The sequence below is a fragment of the Lacticaseibacillus songhuajiangensis genome (genome assembly GCF_003946025.1).
Taxonomy (GTDB): domain Bacteria; phylum Bacillota; class Bacilli; order Lactobacillales; family Lactobacillaceae; genus Lacticaseibacillus; species Lacticaseibacillus songhuajiangensis.
Map to the genome: position 1 here is coordinate 1 of NZ_RHNR01000048.1, position 20,997 is coordinate 20,997.

Genomic DNA, 20,997 nt, shown 5'->3' on the forward strand with positions numbered 1-20,997 from the left:
GCCGGCTGGAACGGTCCCCGCTAACGGAGTCCCTGTTCGCGAAGCTAATCTGCCCCAGGCCCGACCTTCGGTCGATTTTCATAGAAGCCATCCTTGCGGATGGTATTTTCAGCGCTTACGCTGACGGACAGCAAAAAAGGTCCGGCTTGCGCCGAACCTTTTGCTAGAACTTATCTTCATCCGTGCTGGAATTAAGTTCGGTGATTTTGCCGGTCTGCAGGTAAACAATCCACTCGCAGATGTTGGTTACATAATCCCCAATCCGTTCCAGATAGGACGCCACCAGCATGTAGTCCATCGCACCGACAACAGTATCGGCGTCTTCCTTCATGTTGGTGATGCACTCAGTGTAAATTTTGCGTGAAAAGTCATTAATCTTGTGATCTTCCGTTGCGATGCGCCGCGCGCTCTTGGCGTCATCATGCACGTAAGCATCGAGCACCTCTTCACTCATCCGCTTGACGGCGTCCGCCATCTGGCCGAGTAAGTCCTCGATTTCGCCCACGCGCGTCGTCCCCTTCACTCGGATGGTGGACTTTGCGATGGAAACCGCGTGGTCCCCCATGCGCTCCAGGTCGGAACTTGCCTTCATCGCGGTGACGACGAGGCGCAGATCCCCCGTTACGGGCTGCTGCAGTGCGATGAGCTCAAAGCAATGCTGCTCCAAACGGGTTTGCTGCTCGTTAATGAGGTGATCGCTATCAATCACCTGGTGTGCGAGTGCCTTGTCGTGAGTGACGAATGCTTTAACTGATTTGTAGATGGCTTCGTTCACCATCATCCCCAGTTCTGAAAAGCTGACGTGCAAACTGTCCAGTTCTGCGCTGAATTCTTGCCGCATGCCTAATTCCCCTCCTCAATTGATTAACCGAAGCGCCCACTGATGTAGTCTTCAGTCTCCTTCTTGTCCGGATTCATGAAAATTTTCTTAGTCGGTGCAAACTCAATGAGGTTTCCCTGCAAGAAGAATGCGGTTCGGTCCGATATCCGTGACGCTTGGTGCATGTTGTGCGTCACGATAATGATTGTGTACTGCTCCCGTAATTCTAGCAACATATTCTCAATTTGGGTAGAGGAAATAGGATCAAGCGCACTCGTTGGCTCGTCCATCAGAATCACGTCGGGCTTAACGGCCAGCACTCGGGCAATGGCTACCCGCTGTTGCTGCCCGCCCGAAAGTCCTAATGCGGAATCATGGAGCTTGTCTTTAACCTCATCCCACAAAGCCGCCTGCCGCAGACTCGTCTCCACCGCGGCATCCAGCGTCTGGCGATCCTTCACTCCCGCAAGCCGCAAACCGTAAACCACATTATCGTAAATACTAAACGGAAACGGTACGGGCTGCTGGAAAACCATCCCGACGCGTTTGCGCAGGTTCACCACGTCGAAGGTTGGGGCGTAGATGTCATCGCCCATGAGCCGAATATCACCCGTTACGTGAGCCGTATCAATCAGGTCATTCATCCGGTTCAAGCAGCGCAGGAACGTTGACTTACCACATCCAGATGGTCCAATCATCGCGGTGATTTCATTTTGCTTGAATTCAAGGTTGATGCCGTGGAGCGCTTCGAAATCACCATATTTCAGGCGCACATCGCTCGCGGTAATAATTTCCCGGGACATAGTCTTCCTCCTAGCTGCTCTGTTAGCCAAAATGACCGCTAACGTAATCGTCGGTCGCTGTAATTTTTGGTCGCGTGAAGATGCGGCGCGTTTCGTCGAATTCAAGGCACTGGCCGCTGTAGAAGAAGGCGGTGTAATCACTGATTCGCGCTGCCTGCTGCATGTTGTGGGTCACGATGATAATCGTGTAGTGTTCCTTAAGTTTCAGCATCGTTTCTTCAACAGCAGCGGTCGAAATTGGATCCAGTGCGCTGGCCGGCTCGTCCATGAGTAGCACGTCTGGTTGCATGGCAATGGCCCGCGCAATACACAAACGTTGCTGCTGACCACCGGAAAGGGCGAAGGCGCTCTTGTGCAAGTTATCTTTCACTTCATCCCAAAGCGCTGCACCGCGCAAGCTTGTTTCTACCAGTTCGTCGAGCGTCTGCTTATCATGTTCACCAAACCGCCGCGGCGCAAAGGTGATATTGTCGTATATTGATTTGGCAAAAGGATTTGGCCGCTGGAACACCATCCCAATTCGGCGACGCATTTCGTAAACGTCAATATCGGGACTGTTTAAATCCAGTCCGCGGTAGTTAATTTGGCCGGTCACGCGACTGCCGGCGACGGTATCGTTCATCCGGTTGAGGCTGCGCAAGAAAGTCGACTTCCCAGAACCACTGGGGCCAATGAGCGACGTAATTTTGTACCGTTCAAAAGGCAGGCTCACCCCGTGAACAGCTTCTTTATCGCCGTAAAACACGCGCAAATCGTCTGTACTAATGGCGAGCTCCGCATCGGCGGATAATTCGCGGATGAAGCGATCGTCTAATGAGTAAGCCATGGTAACCTCCTATGAAGCCGTAATCTTCTTGTGCAGGCGCTGCCCAAGGTAACGCGCCAAGAAGTTAAACAGCAGGACAACAATAATCAAAACCGCACTGGCACCGGCAGAAACCGCCGCCGCATCAGGCTGGATTCCTTCAGAATTAATCTTCCAGATGTGCACCGCCAGCGTTTCTGCTGGCCGGAAAGGACTAATGGGACTGGAGATGGACGCTGGATTCCAGTTGGTAAAATCCAGTGCTGGCGCACTCTGACCAGCGGTGTAAATCAATGCGGCCGCTTCACCAAACACACGTCCCGCACCCAAGACCAGGCCGGAAATAATCCCCGGAAGTGCTTCTGGAATCACGATGCGCAGCACCGTTTCCCAGCGCGACAATCCTAATGCCAGCCCCGCTTCCCGCTGCGCAAAACTAACCTGGCGCAGTGCATCTTCAATGTTCCGTGTCAGTAGCGGCAGGTTAAACAGGGTCAAGGCTAAAGCCCCACTCAAGATGGAAAAACCCATTTTGAATTGCAACACGAAAATCAGGAAGCCGAACAGACCCACAACCACGGATGGCAAGCTGCTCAGAATTTCAATCGCAGTGCGAACGAAATCCGTTTGCCAAGATGGCTTCGCGTACTCAGCCAGGTAAATCCCCGCGCCCATGGCCAGCGGCACCGAGATGATCATGGCCAGCAGCAGCAGGTAAAGCGAGTTGAACAGTTGAATCCCAATGCCCCCGCCGGCGGCAAAGGCCTTGCTGGGACTCGTTAGGAAGTGCCAGCTAATCTGCGGCACCCCGCGCAGCAGGATGTAACCGAGCAAACTGGCCAGAATTAGGACAATGATGCCGGCGATGGCCCGCAATGTGCCCGTCGCAATTTTATCTGCGGTTTTTGCGTTCATTTCATGGCCCCCTTATTCCCAATCCAGCGGACGAGCAGGTTAAACGCGAGTGACATCAGCAAGAGCAGGAGCGCGAGTGTCCACAAAGCGTTGTTCTCTAGACTGCCCATGACAGTGTTCCCAATGCCGCTGGTTAGAACGGATGTGAGCGTGCTGGCCGGACTGATTAGGTTCTTGGGCATCAGTGCCGCGTTCCCAATCACCATCTGCACAGCCAGCGCTTCACCAAATGCCCGCGCCATCCCGAAGACAATCCCAGTCAGAATACCAGGCGTCGCCGAGCGCAGCACCACTTTATAAATCGTCTGCCAGCGCGTTGCTCCCAGTGCAAGCGAAGCTTCACGGTAGCGTCTCGGTACGGCCTTCAATGCGGAAATGGTCATCGAAGTCACGGTCGGCAGAATCATGACGAAGAGCACGAAGGTCCCCGCCAGAATCCCGAAGCCGGTCCCGCCAAACGTGTTGCGAATAAACGGCACGACAACACTCAGACCGATGAACCCGTAAACAACGGACGGAATCCCGACAAGCAGGTCAATCACGGGCTGCAGAATCTTTTCACCCCACTTGGGTGAAATTTCGGTCATGTAGACCGCTGCACCAATCGCAAATGGTGTTGCCAGCAAAGCCGACAGCAAGGTGACCCCAAAGCTCCCGGTGATCATCGGCAGTGCGCCAAGCTTCGGCACACCCGACGCATCGGTGGTTCCAGGCGCCCATGCCGTTTTACTCAGAAAGTTCCAAAGTGTGACCTTAGTGCCCACAAAAGTTGCAATCCCGCGCACGGCAACGAAGGCAAAAATCGCAAAGACCGCAATCACAATCAGTGCGATACACAGAAAACTGATAATTTTGCCTCGACGTTCGAGTTTTGCGGACCGCGACTTACTCGTCAGCGCCGCCTTAATCTCGTCGTTATTCATGCTTCTTCCTCCACTATTGCCCGCTACTACGGCAGCTGCGTCACTTTGCCGTCAACCGTGCGGCTGACCCGCATCTTGTTAACCGGGATGTAACCCATCTGTTTAACCAGACTGTTTTGAATTTTATCGCTTTGCACATAGGTCAAGAAACGCTTGGTCAACCCACTTGGTTTCCCCAAGGTGTACATATGCTCGTACGCCCAAATCTGCCAACGGTTTGTGTATACGTTCGTTGGGGTTGGTGCAATCCCGTCAACCTTGACGGTCTTGATACTTGAATCTACGTAGGAGAAGGCCATGTACGAAATAGCGCCAGGGGTGCTCGCCACGATCTGCCGCACCATCCCCGTGGAATCTTGTTCTTGGGCTGCCAATGCCGGCTGGCCAGCCATGACCCAGCGCTCAAAAGTTGCGCGCGTCCCCGACCCTTGTGCCCGGTTCACAATGACCACCGGTAAGTTCTTACCGCCCACCTGGCGCCAATTTGTAATCCGACCGGTGAAGATACCGCGGAGTTGGGCAATTGTCAGGTTCTTGACGTTCACCTTCTTATTCACCACTGGGGTAATGCCAACCACGGCAACCTTGTGGTCCACGAGCTTGCTGGCCTTAATACCGGTCTTTTCGCTCGCAAACAGATCTGAATTCCCGATATTTACGGCGCCTTCTTGAATCTGAGACAAGCCAGTACCGGAGCCGCCGCCCTGGACGTTGACGAACACGCCAAGGTGATCACCGCTGTACTGTTCGCCAGCGGCTTCAACCAACGGCTGCAAGGCAGAACTACCCACCACCGTGATGGATTCCCCCTTGTCGCTACCGCAGCCGGCGAGTGCCAGTAGGAGTGTCATGAAGCTCATCATTATTAACAGGGCACTTTTTTTGCGCACAATGGCCACCTCCGCTTTTCTACTCTCTAAGAGTACCAATTGCGTGTAACGAGAAAGCACGTTCAATGTAACGCTTCAGTAAATATCACTGTAAAAAAAAGCAGACTCGCATTTTTGACTGCGAATCTGCTGGCTACTATGCTTCATGTTCAGGCGCTATACGCTTTGCGGCGCACTTTCTTCGTTACGTGGCAAGGTCACAGTGAAAGTTGACCCAACCCCTGGCCGACTCTGGAGCTTAATTGTGCCACCCAGTTCAGCAACCGCGCTGTGCACAATAGCGAGCCCCAGACCGGTCCCGCCGTTATTACGACTGCGCGCCTTGTCAACGCGGTAAAAGCGTTCAAAAATCCGCTCCTGGTCAGCCTGCGGAATGCCAATACCCGTATCCGTGACGCGGATGACAAAATTTTGCGCATCGGGATAGGCACTGACACGCACCTTCCCGTTTTCACGGTTGTAGAACACGGCATTATCAATCAAGTTGCGCATGACCTGCGTCAGTTCTGACTGGTCGGCGCTGAGTTCAATGGCATCGTCAATCTGCACATCCACATCCAGATTCCGCGCAGCAATTTGCTTGTTCAGGTTGCGCACAATCTCGTCCGTGAATGCACGCAGGTGAATCAGTTGCGGCGTCGGTTTCCGTTCCGGCGACTGCAAAGTCAGAATATCATTCACGAGCCGGGTCAAGCGCTTGGACTCGCTAGCAATGATGTTCAAGAATTCATCGCGCACGGCTGGATCATCCTTGGCGCCATCGAGCAATGTCTCGGCAAAGCCCTCGATGGCGGTTACTGGCGTCTTCAGTTCATGACTCACGTTCGCGACGAAGTCCGTTTGCATCTGCTCAACGGCGCGGAAGTAGCTCAGGTCATACAGAATAATCAGGGCTTGCCGCTGCTTGGCGGTTCCCACACTGAGCACACTGGCATCCACAGTGCGGTCGCTCATGCTGAGGGTAATCTCACTGCGCTGATTCTGGCCAGTTTTCAGGCAGCGGTCGAGCATGTGGGCCAGCTTGTAGTCCTTGATGTCATCAACCACGGGATGCACCGCCGGACTGATACTTTGGTCCAGGATTTCGCCCATCGCGCGGTTGCTGAGGCGGACCTGTCGCTTGTCATCAATTTGCATGATACCCTGGGGCAAATTCGCCAGCAGCATCGTAAAGCGTTCGTGCCGCAGACGGGCCTGCTGGCGGGTCTTGCTGACTTTACCCTGCAACTGCTCCAAACCAGTCGCCAAGGGGTAGAGCCGCGAATTCTTGGTCAGCAGGAGCGAATCAACCGGCTGGTTATCCGCAATTTGTTGCGTTTGCCGCGCCAGTGCCGCGATTTCGGCATTCAGTTCGTGGACTTTGCGGCGCCGAATGAGCATCAGAATCACGAATGCTCCCCAGTAAAGCAGAGCAAAAAGGACGCTCAGATAAGGCGCTGAATTCACCAGCGTTTGTTTGCACTGTGTGAGTGCGTACAGCTTGCCGCCACTGCGGTAGTAATACACAATTTCGGCGCGACCGTGCGGGTGAATCACGTCAAAATTGCCAGCGGCAGGCGTCTGCCCGCCGACCGTGTGGGTGCGCAGATCCCGCGCGCGCAGACTGTCGCCACTTAAATCAACGAAGTGTAAATCACTTTTGCTAGTGCTTTGCTGATTGCTGCCCACCACCAGCGCCGATTGCTTTAAGAAAACCTGTTGGTGCACGTGAATGGCCGCAGTGCCCATGGCGATAAGCGCAAAAAATCCCACTATCGCTAGCAGGATGAACGCCATAATTTTACCGCGCTCGTGTTTAAGCATCGAAGATATCCTCCATTTTGTAGCCATAGCCGCGCACGGTCTTAATGTACCGCGGGCGCTTCGGGTCTGGTTCTACCTTGTCGCGCAACTTGCTGACCTGCATGTCGACCATGCGCGTCTGGCCCACATAATCGTAGCCCCAGACGTGATCGAGCAACATGTCGCGATCCATAATCTGGCCAACGTGACTAGCAAAAAAGGTCAACAGCTCGAACTCACGGGGCGTCAGTTCAATGCGGTCGCTGCCAACGGTAACGTGGTGCGCCCGCACGTCAATCCGCAAATCCCCCACCTGGAGGACATCCTTTTGCTTGTCACTCGACTCAATGCGGCGTTCAATCGCCTTAATGCGGGCTATGATTTCCCGCGGTGAAAACGGCTTGGTCACGTAATCATCGGCACCGAGTTCGAGTCCCAGAATTTTGTCGGTCTCACTATCCTTGGCGGTGAGCATCAAAATCGGGGTTGAGATTTCCGCGCGGCGAATTTGTTTCGTGACGTCAAAGCCGTCAGTTCCAGGGAGCATCAGGTCCAAGATAATGAAGTCAAAGCTCTCGCTCATAATGAGCTTGACGGCATCGGTGCCATTGCCGCACGTGGTCACCTGGTAGTGTTCCTGCTTCAAGTTGTATTCGAGCAGCTTCACAATCGCCGGTTCGTCGTCAACAACTAGAATCTTTTTCATCCTTAATCCTCCTCAGGAAAAGTGATTACACCCAGCATGTGCGGTGCACCGGTGAAAATTGAAGTTTCCGCTAGCCGAAACTGCCCAGCCTGATCGCGCACGCGCAAGCGGCAAAAGGTCCCCAGGTGCTGCGTGGCCGTGTAAAACGCACGCGGGCTGGGCACGTCCTGACCATTGCACTGCAAAATGGTGTCGCCGGCGTGCAGCCCCATTTTAGCCGCCGGTGTTTCGGGTATCACCGCGATGACCCGCACCCCGCCAGGTGCATCAGTCAAGGCGTTTTGCTCCTGCTGCGGCGTTAGCAGCAACGCCGCAAGTCCGACAATGGCGACGGCCGCCAGTACAAGCAGCCCCGTTGTGCTAGTGATAACCGCTGCACTACACAGCAGCGCAACGACAACGGCTGCCAGCAGCAGCGCACCATCCAGTAAAGCCCGCCGGTGCAACTTGGTGCGTACACTGCCGAAACTGCGCAGGCCAAACCCGAGCACCAGTGGCAACACCGCAAAACTCACCCCGTGGATTTCGGGGCTAAGTAATTTCATCAGCGGCCATGCCGTCAGCAGTGTCCCCGGCACAGGCACCACGAGTGGGAAGAAAATCAGCTGCCGCACCCGGTTTTGCAGACGTCGCCGGCCGTGACTGCGCACAATGTGCGGCGCACTGTGATAGGGCGCACACAAATCAGCGACGAGTGCGAACAGCATCACGCAGGCCAGGAGAATGGCAAAGGCCAGCACATCATTGGGGCCAGCTTGCGTGAAGGTTTTTGGCCACACCTGACTCACAAGCAAACCGCTGCCGCCCGCAAGTCCATAAATTAAAGGACTATAAAAGCTGGGCACTGCTGCGCCCAGCACCGTAATACCAATCAGTGCGGCAATAATTGGTAAGGGGATAACGATGCCCAATAAGCTGAGTGTCGTGCTCACCGCAATGGCCGGCACTAATCCCAAAAGTAAGAAGCGTGGAATTTCGACGGCACGGCCCTCAATCGCCAGGCGTAATTCCCGCCGCTCCCGGCGAATCCGACCAAATGCGCCCGCACTGACAACCAGTAGGAGGTATAAAAACACCAGGATTGAACTCAAGATCAAGATTAATTCAAGCTTCACTGTGCACCCTCCATTTCTAGCTAATAGTATACCATGAGCCGGTGTGGTGCACTGAAACGACAATGGTATTCGCACGCGTTCAAGCACGAAAAAAGCACGGGAAACCGACCTTCACGGGCCAGTTCCACATGCTTTTGCTTTTACTTAAATTTTGAGGAAACGGCGCATCGAAACAACGGAACCCAAGGCCCCGATGACAATCCCAATTCCGGCTAGCAGCAGATCCATCCAGAGCAAGAACGGCATCTGCGGGTAGAACGTGAAGCCGTTGGCCGCCTGGGTAGCGGACATGCTGTGGTAAATCAGGTTGTAGCCGACATCAACCACCACGATGGGCACGATTGAACCGAGCAAACCGGTCCAAGCCCCTTCGAGCAGAAACGGCCAGCGAATGTAACTGTTCGTAGCCCCTACCAGACGCATCACCGCAATTTCATTTTGCCGTGACAAAATGGTAATCCGAATCGTGTTACTGATTAGGAAGATGGCCACAAACAGGAGCATGATGGCAAACCCAGTTCCCCAGTTACGCATGTTGTTCACGTAACGGAACAGTTTGCGGGCGGTCTTACCACCGTATGAAGCCTCAGTGACGTTCGCCAGCTTGCCGGCCTTCTTGGCCACCTTCATGGTGGCAGCTGGGCTCTTGGTTTTCACCAGGAACACATCGTTCAGTGGGTTTTCATCACCCTTAAACATCTGCCACTGCTGCCCATAACCGCTGATAATGGACTTGAGTTCGGTACTGCGGGAGCGGTACTTCACACTCGTTACGGATGGCAAGTCAGCTAGTTCACTGCGCAGCTTGCTCTTTTGCTTCTTGGTGACGCTGCGGTCGACCGATACGCGCACGTTGACGTCATTTTCAACCTGGTGGGATACCCGGTTGACGTTGAACAGTAATGCCATCACGATCCCAACGAGCAGCAAGGTGACGGTGACAGCGGAAACCGCCGCCACCGTCATCCAGCCGTTACGGCGCAGACTCTTCAGGCTGTCACCGAGATGGCGCTTGATTACACTAATCTTCAATGCCGTAACTCCCTTCTTCTTCATCACGAACGAGTTCGCCACCGGCAATTTCGAGCACCCGGTGCTGACGGCTGTTCACAACATCGCGGTTATGCGTCGCCATGATGACGGTGGTGTCCTGCGAATTAATCAATTCCAGGATATCCATAATGCCTTCACTGGTTTCCGGATCCAGGTTCCCGGTTGGTTCATCCGCAATCAGGACCGTTGGCTTATTGGCAATTGCGCGCGCAATGGCAACACGCTGCTGTTCCCCACCGGACAGTTCGCTGGGGAAGCGGCGCAGCTTGTGTTCGAGCCCGACTTCCTTCAGCACTTGCAAAACACGCGGCTTAATTTCGTCGTCTTCTTTTTCAACGACTTGCATGGCGTAGGCCACGTTTTCAAACACGGTCATGCGCGGTAGCAGTTTGAAGTCCTGGAAGACAATCCCCATCTCGCGGCGCAGCATCGGTACTTCACGCGGCTTCATGGTGGCAAAATCAAATTTGTTGAACTTAATGTCCCCACTGCTTGGGGTCAGCTGGTGGTACAGCATTTTGATGAACGTGGACTTACCAGCACCACTAGGTCCCACGATATAGACAAATTCCCCCTGCTGAATTTCCAGCGTGACATCGCGAATTCCGGTGACGCCGTTGTCGTACTGCTTCGTTACTTTATCCATTGAAATCATGGCCAAAACTCCTCCTTTATTCGGGGTTCTTCATCGCCAGTTGCCACTGCAGGTAGGCGTAAATGAACGGATCAAGGTCGCCATCCATGACGGCCTGCCCATTCCCAGTTTCGTAGTTACTGCGGTGGTCTTTGACCATCGTGTATGGGTGGAAGACGTAGGAGCGAATCTGGGAACCAAAACCGTTGTCCATTTGCTCGCCCTTAATCTCGGCCTCTTGCTTAGCCTGCGCATCCAATTCCCGCTGGTACAGCTTTGCTTTCAGCATTGCTAGCGCGGTCGCCTTGTTTTGGAACTGCGAACGCTCCGCTTGGCTCGAGGTCACAATCCCGGTTGGCATGTGAATCAGACGCACGGCCGAGCTGGTTTTGTTAATATGCTGCCCACCAGCCCCACTACTACGGAACACTTCCATTTTGATGTCATCCCAAGACACATCGATGTTAATCGACTTATCCAGCTCTGGCATGACGTCGACAGAGGCAAAACTCGTGTGGCGCCGCCCAGCCGCATCAAATGGTGAAATCCGCACGAGCCGGTGCACACCGCGTTCACTGCGCAACAAGCCGTACGCGTTTGTCCCCTTGATGATGAGGGTGACGCTCTTCAGCCCCGCTTCATCCCCTGCTAGGTAATCGGCGACTTCAACGCTGAATCCGCGTCGGTCCGCCCACCGCTGATACATCCGCAGCAGCATACTGCCCCAGTCCTGGGCTTCGGTTCCACCCGCACCGGGGTGAATTTCGAGGATGGCGTTACTGTCGTCATATTCTTCAGACAGCAACAAGTTCATTTCGTAGGTCTGCATCGCTTCTTGCAACTGTGTTAACTGTGTCTCAGTTTCCGCCTGCAGTTCTGGGTCATCCCCTTCTGCTAGCAGTTCCAGTGACACTTCAATGTCCTCGTAAGCACTCTGCAGTTTATAAAAAGAGTCATGCTTTTCCTTCAAGAGGTTATTGGCATCAATCAGTTCCTGAGCCCGGACGTTGTCGTCCCAGAAGCCTGGCTCCGCCATCTTGGCCTCGTTGATTGCAATCTGTTCGTTCAGCCCATCGAGGTCAAAGTGACCCCCTAAACTGATTTATTTTGGTACTAATCTCGCTCATCGCTGAGCGCATTGCGCTGATTTCCATTATTTCATCCTTTTCAAAATGGTTTCGCACCCGTTATGGTTACGCTACTGACCAGTCTACCCAACGCGCGTTACGGTTGTTGGGCAAGAGATTAACATAAGTGTGACAGTTTAACGGATGCGTCGCAACTTTTGCCGGTGCAGCCAAAATCCCGGTCGCTGATTTTCCGATGAAACAAGGACACCCCAGCCATAATCCAAACGTGGATTCTAGCTGGGGTGCCTTGCATTCTGGGGCTAATCGCCTACTGGCACAGCCTTGATTTAACGACGAATGTTCTGGCGAATTTCGGCCTTCATGAAGAGACGCGTAGCATTCTCATCAATTGCAGCAATCATTTCTTCAAACATCCGGTAACCCTCTTCCTGGTATTCAACCAGTGGGTTCATCTGGCCATAGCCACGCAGCCCAATTGACTGGCGCAGCTGATCCATGGCGTCGATGTGGTCTGTCCACAGGGAATCCACAACCCGCAGGATGACAACCTTTTCGAATTCCAGCATCTGCTGGTCATCGTTGAGCTGCTTCTCCTTGGCTTCGAAGTTATCTTCAACAAGCTTCATCAAAACAGCCTTGATTTCGTCGGCATCCTTGCCTTCAATATCAGCCTGCTTGAACTTGTCGTCACCAGCCAGGTTTGCGTAAACGTAGTCGGTGATGGCTTCAAGATCCCAGTCGGATTCACTGCCCTGCGTGTGCAGGTCCACGTTCCGATTAATGGTGCGCTCCAGCATCGCCATGAGTACCGGCTTGAGGTCGTCAGTTTCGTTGATGACCTGCTGGCGCTGCTTGTAGATAACTTCACGCTGTTCACGCATCACGTCATCGTACTGCAGGGTCTGCTTACGCGTATCGTAGTTGTTCCCTTCAACCCGCTTCTGGGCAGATTCAACCTGGCGGCTAACCATGCGGGACTTAATCACCTGGTCATCTTCAGCAACTCGCAGGTTCTGGAGAACGGCCTTAATCCGGTCGGAACCAAAACGCTTCATCAGGTCATCTTCAAGTGAGAGGTAGAACTGGGTGTAACCAGGGTCCCCCTGACGGCCAGAACGGCCACGGAGCTGGTTATCAATACGGCGGGATTCGTGCCGTTCGGTACCAAGTACGGCGAGACCGCCAACTTCCTTCACACCAGGTCCCAGCTTGATGTCAGTACCACGACCGGCCATGTTGGTCGCAATGGTCACGGCGCCACGCTGGCCGGCGTTCATGATGATTTCAGCTTCCTTGAAGTGGTTCTTCGCGTTCAGCACGGTGTGCGGAATGTTGCGCTGATCAAGCAGTTCACTCAAACGTTCACTGGATTCAATCGCAACGGTCCCAACCAGAACGGGTTGGCCGTTACGGTGCCGTTTTTCGATGTCATCAGCGACCGCGTTGAACTTGCTGTCGAGTGTTGGGTAGAGCACGTCAGGTTCGTCGATACGCGCAATTGGCCGGTTCGTCGGAATGGAAATAACTTCCATGTTGTAAATTTCACGGAATTCTTCCTGTTCGGTCTTAGCCGTACCAGTCATCCCGGCCAGCTTTTCGTACATCCGGAAGAAGTTTTGGTAGGTGATGTTGGCCATGGTCTGGCTTTCATCCTGAATCTCGACGCCTTCCTTAGCTTCAATGGCCTGGTGCAGACCGTCGGAGTAACGACGCCCTTCCATGGCACGCCCCGTGAACTGGTCAACGATGAGCACTTCACCATCCTGCACCATGTAGTCAATATCCTTGAGCATGATGTAGTTGGCCCGCAAAGCCTGATCCAGGTGGTGGGTCAGGGCCGTGTTTTCGGTGTCGTAAAGGTTCTTCAGACCGAAGTTCTTGGTGGCCTTCTGAATCCCAACGTCGGTAAGTGAGGCCGTCTTGGTTGGCCAGTCAATCTTGTAGTCCACATCTTCAGACAGCGTCTTGACGAAGCGGTCGGCACGAATGTACAGACCAGTAGACTGCTGCGCACCACCGGAAATAATCAGCGGTGTCCGCGCTTCATCAATCAAGATGGAGTCAACTTCATCGACGATGGCAAAATTCAGTGGCCGCTGAACCATTTGTTCCTTGTAAACCACCATGTTGTCACGCAGGTAGTCAAACCCGAGTTCGCTGTTGGTGGAGTATGTGATGTCGCAGTTGTAGGCTTCGCGCTTCTCATCGCTGCTCATGGATGAGGCGTTCAAACCAACAGAGAGTCCAAGCCAGTTGTACAGTTCACCCATTTCGGTGGCGTCACGTTGGCTCAGGTATTCGTTAACCGTCACAACGTGGACACCCTTACCGGCCAGTGCGTTCAAATAAACCGGCATGGTCGCGGTCAAGGTCTTCCCTTCACCGGTCTTCATCTCGGCGATGTTCCCTTCATGCAGGGTAATCCCCCCGATAATCTGCACCCGGAATGGGAACAGACCGAGCACCCGCTTCGCGCCTTCACGGGCGGTTGCGAATGCTTCGGGGAGAATGTCATCTAGTGTTTCGCCCTTTTCAATGCGTTCTTTAAATTCTGGTGTTTTAGCTTGCAGCTGCTCATCGCTAAGAGCAGCGTATTCTTCTTCATATCCAATGACCTTGTCAGCGGTCTTGCCGAGGCGCTTAACCTCGCGTTCATCGCTTTCAACCCATTTACGTAAAAGATTTGGCATGTTGTCGATCCTTCCTCACACGAAAATCTCGTGCACAGCGTCTGCTTGATTGTAACATTGATTTCTAATGATGAAAACATTTCTCTCATAGAATGGCAGATTTGAACGCTACCAAGTGCGTAGGGGCATCATAGCGCCACTTAGCGCGATTTTCACCGCTACGCAAACTGTTGATTACCGCGTGCGCAATGATTCGCGCAGTGTTTCAACAATTGCTTCGTTCTAATATTTTACACGAAGCAGCGGCCGTCTACAAATAACAATCACGATGTGTTGACGTCTACCGCACGATGAATCGTTTCCATTTTTCGCACGGACGCTTTCCAAAAATGGGTACAACAAAAAAAGTGCCGCCCGCGGGCGACACTTTCCAAATGCTTATTCGTTTGTTTCGATCAGGCCGTAACGACCATCACGGCGCTTGTAAACGATGCTTGTGCCGTTGGTTTCTGCATCTTCAAAGATGAAGAAGTTGTGGCCCAGCATATCCATTTGCAGAATTGCTTCCTGAGAATCCATTGGCTTCAGGGAAACACGCTTTGTGCGAACTACAGACAAATCTGTGCTTGCCTCGCCTGGCTTAGCTTCATCCGTTGTAGCAGTATCTGCTTCAGCGAATTCAGGGAAGCCCTTTTCACGGGACTTGCGGTTGATCTTTGTCTTGAACTTCCGGATCTGGCGTTCAAGCTTATCCGTTACCAAATCGATGGAAGCATACAGGTCGGGGCTGGTTTCCTCAGCACGTAATGTCAGGTATGGCATTGGAATCGTAACTTCAACCTTTGCGTTCTTGTTGGAGTAAACCTTCAAGTTAACATGTGCAATCGCCTGCGTTGCATCGGTAAAGTACTTGTTAAGCTTGGAAATCCGCTTTTCAACATAAGAACGAATGGCCTCGGTGACCTCGATGTTTTCACCACGAACGTTGTAAGTAAGCATAAAACTTCTCCCCTTTCAGCCACCAAATTGGTGGCAGGTGCCAGGAAACATCTCTGCTTCCTTGGTTTAATTATACAAAGTCTGTGCTCACTTTACAAACGCTTTCACAAAAAAATCTCAACGAATTAACGAACGAGACACAATTTCGCCTGCGTATCCGCCAGCACGCATTGCCGCGGCCGCATGGTGTAAGGTTCTGCCCGTAGTATACAAATCATCGAGCAGACACACCCGCCGGTAACGATTCATGTGCACCTTTGAGCAAGTGCAGGTGAAACTCTGCGGTGTCAGCATGCGCGCCGCCCGGTTCTTTTTTGCTTGCGGTTTATCAGTCGCGCTCTTCTCCAGCCATAAATGTAGCGGCAGAACGTCGAATAAACCCAACACGGGATCAAAACCGCGCTCGCGATAGTGCGCCGGTTCACTGGTCAAGGGCACAAATGCGGCGCGGATTTGCCGCAGGCCAGCGATTTCGGCGGCAAAGCAGCGGCGCAGGTGATAGTCACCGATGCCTTTATAATTTTCAATCAGTTGCTTCATGGCATCGTCGTACACGAACAGGCCGCGATGGTGCAGCGATGACACGCCCATTTTGGCCCAGCGCAAGCAATCCCGACACTGCGCGCCATCGTTCTGGCGCCCGCAGTCTGGACAGACGTGCCGCTCATCGATGCGCCGAAAGCGTGCAGCACACTGCTGACAAAGTGGCGACAACGCGAGTGGCCGGAAACTGAGCAACTGATCAAGGGGCGGATTGCGCAACACCTGCTGGCGGCAAAGTAAACAGCGCATCAGCCGCGCCGCCGATTCATTTGTTTGATTTGACGTACCGCCTGCGCCATCGCTCGCGTATACGTTTTGCTCACAAAAAGCACCGGATTATCTGGATGCTCGTGCTTGCGTCCAGCCCGTCCGGCCATCTGAACCAGTGCTGAACTGGCAAACAAGGGGGCATCCGCCTGCAACACCACCACCCCGCAGTCAGCAAACGTTACCCCGCGTTCCAAAATTGTGGTGGTAATGAGCACCTGAATGGCCCCATCGCGCAACTCCTGAACTCGCTCCTGACGCAGGGGTTCCTGTGCATGTACCGTGCTCGCCGCCACCCCTTGTCCGGCCAATAACTTGCGCGCAATGTCCAAGTCGCGCACCGCCGGTACAAAAATTAGGCAACGCGCGCAAGTTGCAATTACCCGGGAAATGATGTGTTTAATGATCCGCAGATTGTACACAGATTTACCAACTAGGCGAATTTGCGGCACTGGCAAAGGAAAGCCATGAAAGCGGCGCGGCAAGTAACTCATTCCAATTTGTTTGCGCCGCGCTTGCCGCAGCAGGCTCGCGCTGGGGGTTGCGGACAGGAAAATGACGCTCCCGGTGGCGGCACGCCGCACTGCACGTTCCAACATGGGGTCGCCCGCATAGGGAAAAGCGTCCACTTCGTCCACCACAATCAGGCCAAAACTCGCTTTAAAACGCAGCAGTTGGTGCACCGTTGCCAGCAAGAACTGCCCTACTGGAATTGGGCCGCTCCCGCCATAGCGCACCGCGGGCACGCAGTCAGCAAAGGCAGCCGCAAGCCGCGGTGCTAACTCCAAAACAACGTCCACCCGCGGCGATACCACCGCCACCCGCTCACCGCAACTGAGCGCACGCCGCAGCAGTGGAAACAGCATCTCCGTTTTGCCAGCGCCAGTAACCGCCCACAGCAGATGATCGCGGCCGTGGTCAAAGCTAGCCATTAACTCCTGCGCAACGCGCTCCTGCGCCGTTGTTAACTGACCGCTCCATGACAACTGCAGGTCACGCGGCGGATACACTTGCTGCGGAAACCACAATAATTCGGTACCCGACACCACACGTCCGAGTACAATGCACGCGGTGCAATACCAGCGGCCGTCGGGTAATTGATTCCGCGCGGCAGTGAGCTCCGCCCCGCAGCGACTGCACGTCCCCCGCCGGTCATCATGGCTAATTGCAGGCAAGCGGCGTGCCTGTGTTAAAATGTTCTCCGGTAGGTCCGACCACTGCGCTTCACTTTCCGTAAGCAACTGGCCGGCCACGTTAGTTTGCGTCACAATATCACCTCGTAAGGAGATTCCGCAAAATGGACCGTTTCACACTCGCCGCCCCCGGTACTAACGAAATAATCATCAAAAAATCGCGTTTCATCACCAGCATGGGACGTGTGCAGAGCGCCGAAGAGGCCGAGCAGTTTGTCGCCGCGGTCCGCAGCAATAACAAAAAGGCGAACCACAACGTCTGGGCTGCGCGTATCGCCTGGCCCGTAGCAGTCGAGCGCGCCAGTGACGATGGCGAGCCCAGTGGGACTGCCGGCAGTCCCACCTTGCGCGGTCTCACCAGTCATGACCTGAGCAATGTGGTCGCAGTCACCACCCGCTACTTCGGCGGCATCAAGCTCGGCGCATCCGGCCTGATTCGGGCATATAGTGACAGTGTCACGGCAGCGATTGTGAAACTCGGCATCGTGCAGCTGGTCAATCAGAAGGAGTTACTGGCAACTTGCGATTACAGTCAGTACCAGCTCATCGAAAACCGCTTGCGTGACGTTGGCGTCACGGCCGCCAGCAGCGACTTCACCACTGACGTGCGCCTGCACATCTTTGTCGACGAACCGACAGAAATTATCACCCGGAAAATAATTACCCAGTGCACCAACGGTAGCGCCAATTTTGCTTATGGCGGCTCCCGCACTGCGGAAATTCCCGTGCCCACTAAATAAGATACAAAAGGCGCCTGATCAAAAGTGATCAGGCGCCTTTTGTATCTTATTTAGTTCTTGGCGTTTTTATTCTGCTGCGGATCTTCCTTGGTCATTTTGCGGACCAACTTGCGAATCGCCAGTAGCATTGGTGTTCGGTTTGGCCCCAGCAGACCAATCAGTTCAACGAACAGTTCCAGCCCGAAGAGCACACCGATGGTCATCAAGATGTTCCCCCAAGTCGAACTGAGCGGGTAAAGTAGCGCAATCATGGCGAAAATCAGCGCAATCCCGTAAATCACCATGACTGTCTGCCGGTGCGACAAACCCATTTGCATCAAGCGGTGGTGCAGATGGTGCTTATCCGCCTGCATGATGGGCACGTGGCTGAGTTTACGCCGGATAATCGCAAACAAGGTATCCGTAATTGGCACCCCAAGAATGATAACCGGGATAATCAGCGTGATGAAGGTCACGTTCTTAAGGCCCTGCAGTGACAGCACCGACAACATGAACCCAATGAACAGCGACCCCGTATCCCCGAGGAAAATGCGCGCCGGGTGAAAATTATGCGGGAGAAAGCCGATCAGCGCTGCAACCAAGGTGAAAATCATGATTGGCGTCCCGACTTCTGAAACCGTCAGGAAGAAGAAGCCAATAATGCCCATGGTGGTGAGTGCGATAATTGACACCCCAGTTGCCAAGCCGTCCAAGCCGTCAATCAGGTTGACCGCATTGGTAATCCCCAGTATCCAAATAATGGTGACTGGCAAGCTGAGCCAGCCCAAGTTGAAATTCCAGGAACCAATGTTAATGCTGGTCATCCGCACGCCGGCCAGGAAGTAAACCACCAGTGCCGCAATCAGCAAGCCCGCTAGCTTTTGCTTAGGCGATAATTCCTTAATGTCATCAATCATCCCAGTAATGATGATGATTGACTCCGCAAGAAACAGCGAAAAGAGCATGTGCGTATCAAATTGCGGCCGCAGCAGTACAAAGGTCGCAAATGAAAACGCGAGGAAAATTGCCAGTCCACCCATGGTCGGCATTGGTTTCTTATTAACCCGGCGTGCGTTGGGCTTGTCCACCGCGCCCAGAACAAAAGCTAGGCGCCGCACGAAGGGCGTGATGACTGCTGATATGAGCATCGTCACGAATAAACTGACGACAATTTTGAACAATGGCATTATGCCTTCCCACTTTCTCCAAGGTATCTAAATGCTATGATACTACCCACCAGCCGCCGAGCGCAAAGAAAGCGCACGACTGTCTGGTAAAGAAATAGTAAAGGGCGGAGCCGAATCGACCCCGCCCTCTCAGAATTTATTTTGCGTATTCAACCGTCCGGGTTTCCCGAATGACGGTCACCTTAATGTGACCAGGGTATTCAAGTTCCTTTTCGATTTCGTTCTTAATATCCCGCGCAACAATTACCGACTGATCATCGCTGAGCTTGTCCGGGCTAACAATAACGCGAATTTCGCGTCCCGCCTGGATGGCAAAACTATGGTCAACGCCGCTGAAGCTGTTGGCAATGCTCTCCAACTTCTCGAGGCGGTGCAGGTAATTCTCTAGTGACTCGCTCCGGGCACCAGGACGGGCTGCAGACACAGCGTCAGCGGCCGCCACGAGCACTGCAATCGTGCTCTCCGGCTCAACGTCCCCATGGTGGGAAGCGATGGTATTGATGACAACCTTCGGCTCATGGTACTTCTTCGCGAGTTCAGTCCCAATTTCAACGTGGGAGCCATCGACCTCGTGGTCAAGAGCCTTCCCCACGTCGTGCAAAAGACCGGCGCGTTTAGCAAGCGTAATGTCCTCACCAAGTTCAGCGGCCATCACGGCAGTCAACTTGGCAACCTGAATCGAGTGATCCAGCACGTTCTGGCCATAACTGGTCCGGAAATGCAGGCGCCCCAGCACCTTAATCAGGTCTGGATGCATGTTGTGGATGCCCAGTTCAAAGATGGCTTTTTCACCAATCTCGCGAATTTGGTCATCCATTTCCTTACGCGCCTTGTCAACGGCTTCTTCAATCCGAGCTGGATGAATCCGGCCGTCTTGAATGAGCGTTTCCAATGCCATCCGCGCGATTTCTCGCCGAATCGGGTCAAAACCTGAAAGCACAACGGCTTCTGGCGTGTCATCAATAATGATGTCAATCCCAGTCAATGTTTCCAGGGTGCGAATGTTACGACCCTCACGACCGATAATCCGGCCCTTCATGTCGTCACTTGGCAAGTTAACAACCGTGACCGTCGTTTCGGCAACAACGTCCGCCGCTGACCGCTGAATAGCGTCCGCGACGAGCTGTTTCGCCTCTTTTTCAGCGTGCTGCTTAGCTTCAGCCTCGCTGTCTCGAATCATGACGGCACGTTCGTGTGCCAGTTGCGTACGTGTTTCTCCAAGAATTTCGTCACGTGCGTCATCCTTACTGAGGGCGGCAACACGTTCCAATTCCTTGTTTGCAGCAGCTTCACTTTCGCCAATCTGCCCTTCACGCTGGTCTAAACGTTCCTTACGCTTGTTCAACCCTTCTTCACGGTCGGCAAGACTCTGTTCCTTCTTGTCGAGCGTGTCATCACGACGATCCAGGGTTTCTTCCCGGGATTCAACCCGTCGTTCCGACTTGGCAACTTCATTCCGCCGATCCTTCAGTTCTGCCTCGACCTGAGTGCGGTAGTTGCTGCCTTCTTCTTTTGCCTCAAGGACGGCTTCCTTTTTCAGGGAAGCGGCCTCCTTTTTGGCTGTCTCGATAATTCCCTCCGCGGTGCCGGTTGCCTGATTCAATTTATTTTCATGGACTTGTTTACGTGCTACATAGCCAATGATTAATCCAATCACTAAAGCGATGGCTGCGAGGATTATCGACCACAGATTTGCTGTCACGTCTTCACCTCCGCATCATCTAAAAAGTTTGTTTAATTTCAGATGCTTATGAATTATTTTTAGAATGTTACAAACCTTTATTTTAGACGTGAGCACCCCTAGTGTCAATATGACGCGACATCCGTCAATGTAGTATTGTGAACGCTGTCCGTCAGCGATAGCGTTTCAGTGACGAAGTCACGCTGGGCCTCTTTGGTGTTTTCATGACGCCGTTAGGCGG

19 protein-coding genes are annotated in these 20,997 nt (G+C 53.5%); 1 reads left to right on the top strand and 18 read right to left on the bottom strand.

Features of this window, described 5'->3' with window-relative positions; translation table 11 throughout:
- Nucleotides 1–163 precede the first annotated feature (163 nt).
- From phoU to EKM97_RS10165, 16 genes are all read right to left on the bottom strand, one after another.
- On the bottom strand, nucleotides 164–841 hold the full coding sequence (phoU, locus tag EKM97_RS10090) for a phosphate signaling complex protein PhoU (protein ID WP_125572287.1): 678 nt from the start codon (nucleotides 839–841) through the stop codon (nucleotides 164–166).
- Nucleotides 842–864: 23 nt separating this feature from the next.
- Nucleotides 865–1,623, bottom strand: coding sequence for a phosphate ABC transporter ATP-binding protein PstB (gene pstB, locus EKM97_RS10095; protein WP_225419268.1), 759 nt, complete (start codon nucleotides 1,621–1,623; stop codon nucleotides 865–867).
- A gap of 22 nt (nucleotides 1,624–1,645) precedes the next feature.
- Nucleotides 1,646–2,449: a phosphate ABC transporter ATP-binding protein PstB gene (gene pstB, locus EKM97_RS10100; protein WP_125572288.1), complete on the bottom strand. Its 804-nt coding sequence runs from the start codon at nucleotides 2,447–2,449 to the stop codon at nucleotides 1,646–1,648.
- Nucleotides 2,450–2,458: 9 nt separating this feature from the next.
- A complete protein-coding gene (gene pstA, locus EKM97_RS10105) occupies nucleotides 2,459–3,343 on the bottom strand; it encodes a phosphate ABC transporter permease PstA (RefSeq protein WP_125572289.1) in 885 nt (294 codons plus the stop codon).
- Nucleotides 3,340–4,266 carry a phosphate ABC transporter permease subunit PstC gene (gene pstC, locus EKM97_RS10110; protein WP_125572290.1) on the bottom strand — a complete coding sequence of 309 codons (927 nt, stop codon included), beginning with the start codon at nucleotides 4,264–4,266 and terminating at the stop codon, nucleotides 3,340–3,342. The genes pstA and pstC overlap by 4 nt, the downstream gene beginning before the upstream one ends.
- Before the next feature lie 26 nt (nucleotides 4,267–4,292).
- Complete coding sequence (locus EKM97_RS10115; protein ID WP_125572304.1) at nucleotides 4,293–5,129, bottom strand: phosphate ABC transporter substrate-binding protein PstS family protein; 837 nt, start codon at nucleotides 5,127–5,129, stop codon at nucleotides 4,293–4,295.
- Nucleotides 5,130–5,312: 183 nt separating this feature from the next.
- Nucleotides 5,313–6,959 (bottom strand): two-component system histidine kinase PnpS, encoded by a 1,647-nt coding sequence (pnpS, locus tag EKM97_RS10120; RefSeq protein ID WP_164507522.1) that lies wholly within the window; start codon nucleotides 6,957–6,959, stop codon nucleotides 5,313–5,315.
- Entirely contained in the window at nucleotides 6,952–7,644 is a 693-nt protein-coding gene (locus tag EKM97_RS10125; protein ID WP_125572292.1) for a response regulator transcription factor, read from the bottom strand. Before EKM97_RS10125 ends, pnpS begins: the two co-directional genes overlap by 8 nt.
- Nucleotides 7,645–7,646: 2 nt before the next feature.
- Complete coding sequence (locus tag EKM97_RS10130; RefSeq protein WP_125572293.1) at nucleotides 7,647–8,759, bottom strand: PDZ domain-containing protein; 1,113 nt, start codon at nucleotides 8,757–8,759, stop codon at nucleotides 7,647–7,649.
- 144 nt (nucleotides 8,760–8,903) lie between these two features.
- A complete protein-coding gene (gene ftsX / locus EKM97_RS10135) occupies nucleotides 8,904–9,791 on the bottom strand; it encodes a permease-like cell division protein FtsX (RefSeq protein ID WP_225419269.1) in 888 nt (295 codons plus the stop codon).
- A complete protein-coding gene (gene ftsE / locus EKM97_RS10140; RefSeq protein WP_125572295.1) occupies nucleotides 9,781–10,467 on the bottom strand; it encodes a cell division ATP-binding protein FtsE in 687 nt (228 codons plus the stop codon). The genes ftsX and ftsE overlap by 11 nt, the downstream gene beginning before the upstream one ends.
- Before the next feature lie 16 nt (nucleotides 10,468–10,483).
- Nucleotides 10,484–11,600 (bottom strand): peptide chain release factor 2 gene (prfB, locus tag EKM97_RS10145; protein WP_125572296.1). Its coding sequence is split into 2 segments (ribosomal slippage): nucleotides 10,484–11,527 and nucleotides 11,529–11,600, totalling 1,116 coding nucleotides; the frame shifts between segments, so codons are not numbered across the junction.
- 263 nt (nucleotides 11,601–11,863) lie between these two features.
- Nucleotides 11,864–14,227: a preprotein translocase subunit SecA gene (gene secA, locus EKM97_RS10150; RefSeq protein ID WP_125572297.1), complete on the bottom strand. Its 2,364-nt coding sequence runs from the start codon at nucleotides 14,225–14,227 to the stop codon at nucleotides 11,864–11,866.
- 378 nt (nucleotides 14,228–14,605) lie between these two features.
- Nucleotides 14,606–15,166 carry a ribosome hibernation-promoting factor, HPF/YfiA family gene (hpf, locus tag EKM97_RS10155; protein WP_125572298.1) on the bottom strand — a complete coding sequence of 187 codons (561 nt, stop codon included), beginning with the start codon at nucleotides 15,164–15,166 and terminating at the stop codon, nucleotides 14,606–14,608.
- Nucleotides 15,167–15,283: 117 nt separating this feature from the next.
- On the bottom strand, nucleotides 15,284–15,958 hold the full coding sequence (locus EKM97_RS10160) for a ComF family protein (protein WP_225419270.1): 675 nt from the start codon (nucleotides 15,956–15,958) through the stop codon (nucleotides 15,284–15,286).
- Complete coding sequence (locus tag EKM97_RS10165) at nucleotides 15,958–17,244, bottom strand: helicase-related protein (protein ID WP_125572299.1); 1,287 nt, start codon at nucleotides 17,242–17,244, stop codon at nucleotides 15,958–15,960. Before EKM97_RS10165 ends, EKM97_RS10160 begins: the two co-directional genes overlap by 1 nt.
- A 29-nt stretch (nucleotides 17,245–17,273) precedes the next feature.
- Between EKM97_RS10165 and EKM97_RS10170 the strand changes: the two genes are divergently transcribed.
- Nucleotides 17,274–17,909: an IMPACT family protein gene (locus tag EKM97_RS10170; RefSeq protein WP_125572300.1), complete on the top strand. Its 636-nt coding sequence runs from the start codon at nucleotides 17,274–17,276 to the stop codon at nucleotides 17,907–17,909.
- 50 nt (nucleotides 17,910–17,959) lie between these two features.
- On the opposite strand, the gene EKM97_RS10175 is transcribed toward EKM97_RS10170, so the two are convergent.
- A complete protein-coding gene (locus EKM97_RS10175) occupies nucleotides 17,960–19,069 on the bottom strand; it encodes a glycosyltransferase family 4 protein (RefSeq protein WP_318530783.1) in 1,110 nt (369 codons plus the stop codon).
- Nucleotides 19,070–19,211: 142 nt separating this feature from the next.
- Nucleotides 19,212–20,777 (bottom strand): ribonuclease Y, encoded by a 1,566-nt coding sequence (gene rny / locus EKM97_RS10180; protein WP_125572302.1) that lies wholly within the window; start codon nucleotides 20,775–20,777, stop codon nucleotides 19,212–19,214.
- Nucleotides 20,778–20,997 lie beyond the last annotated feature (220 nt).

What these genes read in the sequence shown, in the direction of transcription:
- EKM97_RS10125 (WP_125572292.1), bottom strand. Translation starts at nt 7,644, where the DNA reads ATGAAAAAGATTCTAGTTGTTGACGACGAACCGGCGATTGTGAAGCTG.
- pstC (WP_125572290.1), bottom strand. Translation starts at nt 4,266, where the DNA reads ATGAATAACGACGAGATTAAGGCGGCGCTGACGAGTAAGTCGCGGTCC.
- phoU (WP_125572287.1), bottom strand. Translation starts at nt 841, where the DNA reads ATGCGGCAAGAATTCAGCGCAGAACTGGACAGTTTGCACGTCAGCTTT.
- EKM97_RS10115 (WP_125572304.1), bottom strand. Translation starts at nt 5,129, where the DNA reads ATGATGAGCTTCATGACACTCCTACTGGCACTCGCCGGCTGCGGTAGC.
- EKM97_RS10160 (WP_225419270.1), bottom strand. Translation starts at nt 15,958, where the DNA reads ATGCGCTGTTTACTTTGCCGCCAGCAGGTGTTGCGCAATCCGCCCCTT.
- pstB (WP_125572288.1), bottom strand. Translation starts at nt 2,449, where the DNA reads ATGGCTTACTCATTAGACGATCGCTTCATCCGCGAATTATCCGCCGAT.
- ftsE (WP_125572295.1), bottom strand. Translation starts at nt 10,467, where the DNA reads ATGATTTCAATGGATAAAGTAACGAAGCAGTACGACAACGGCGTCACC.
- EKM97_RS10170 (WP_125572300.1), top strand. Translation starts at nt 17,274, where the DNA reads ATGGACCGTTTCACACTCGCCGCCCCCGGTACTAACGAAATAATCATC.
- pstA (WP_125572289.1), bottom strand. Translation starts at nt 3,343, where the DNA reads ATGAACGCAAAAACCGCAGATAAAATTGCGACGGGCACATTGCGGGCC.
- pstB (WP_225419268.1), bottom strand. Translation starts at nt 1,623, where the DNA reads ATGTCCCGGGAAATTATTACCGCGAGCGATGTGCGCCTGAAATATGGT.
- pnpS (WP_164507522.1), bottom strand. Translation starts at nt 6,959, where the DNA reads ATGCTTAAACACGAGCGCGGTAAAATTATGGCGTTCATCCTGCTAGCG.
- secA (WP_125572297.1), bottom strand. Translation starts at nt 14,227, where the DNA reads ATGCCAAATCTTTTACGTAAATGGGTTGAAAGCGATGAACGCGAGGTT.
- hpf (WP_125572298.1), bottom strand. Translation starts at nt 15,166, where the DNA reads ATGCTTACTTACAACGTTCGTGGTGAAAACATCGAGGTCACCGAGGCC.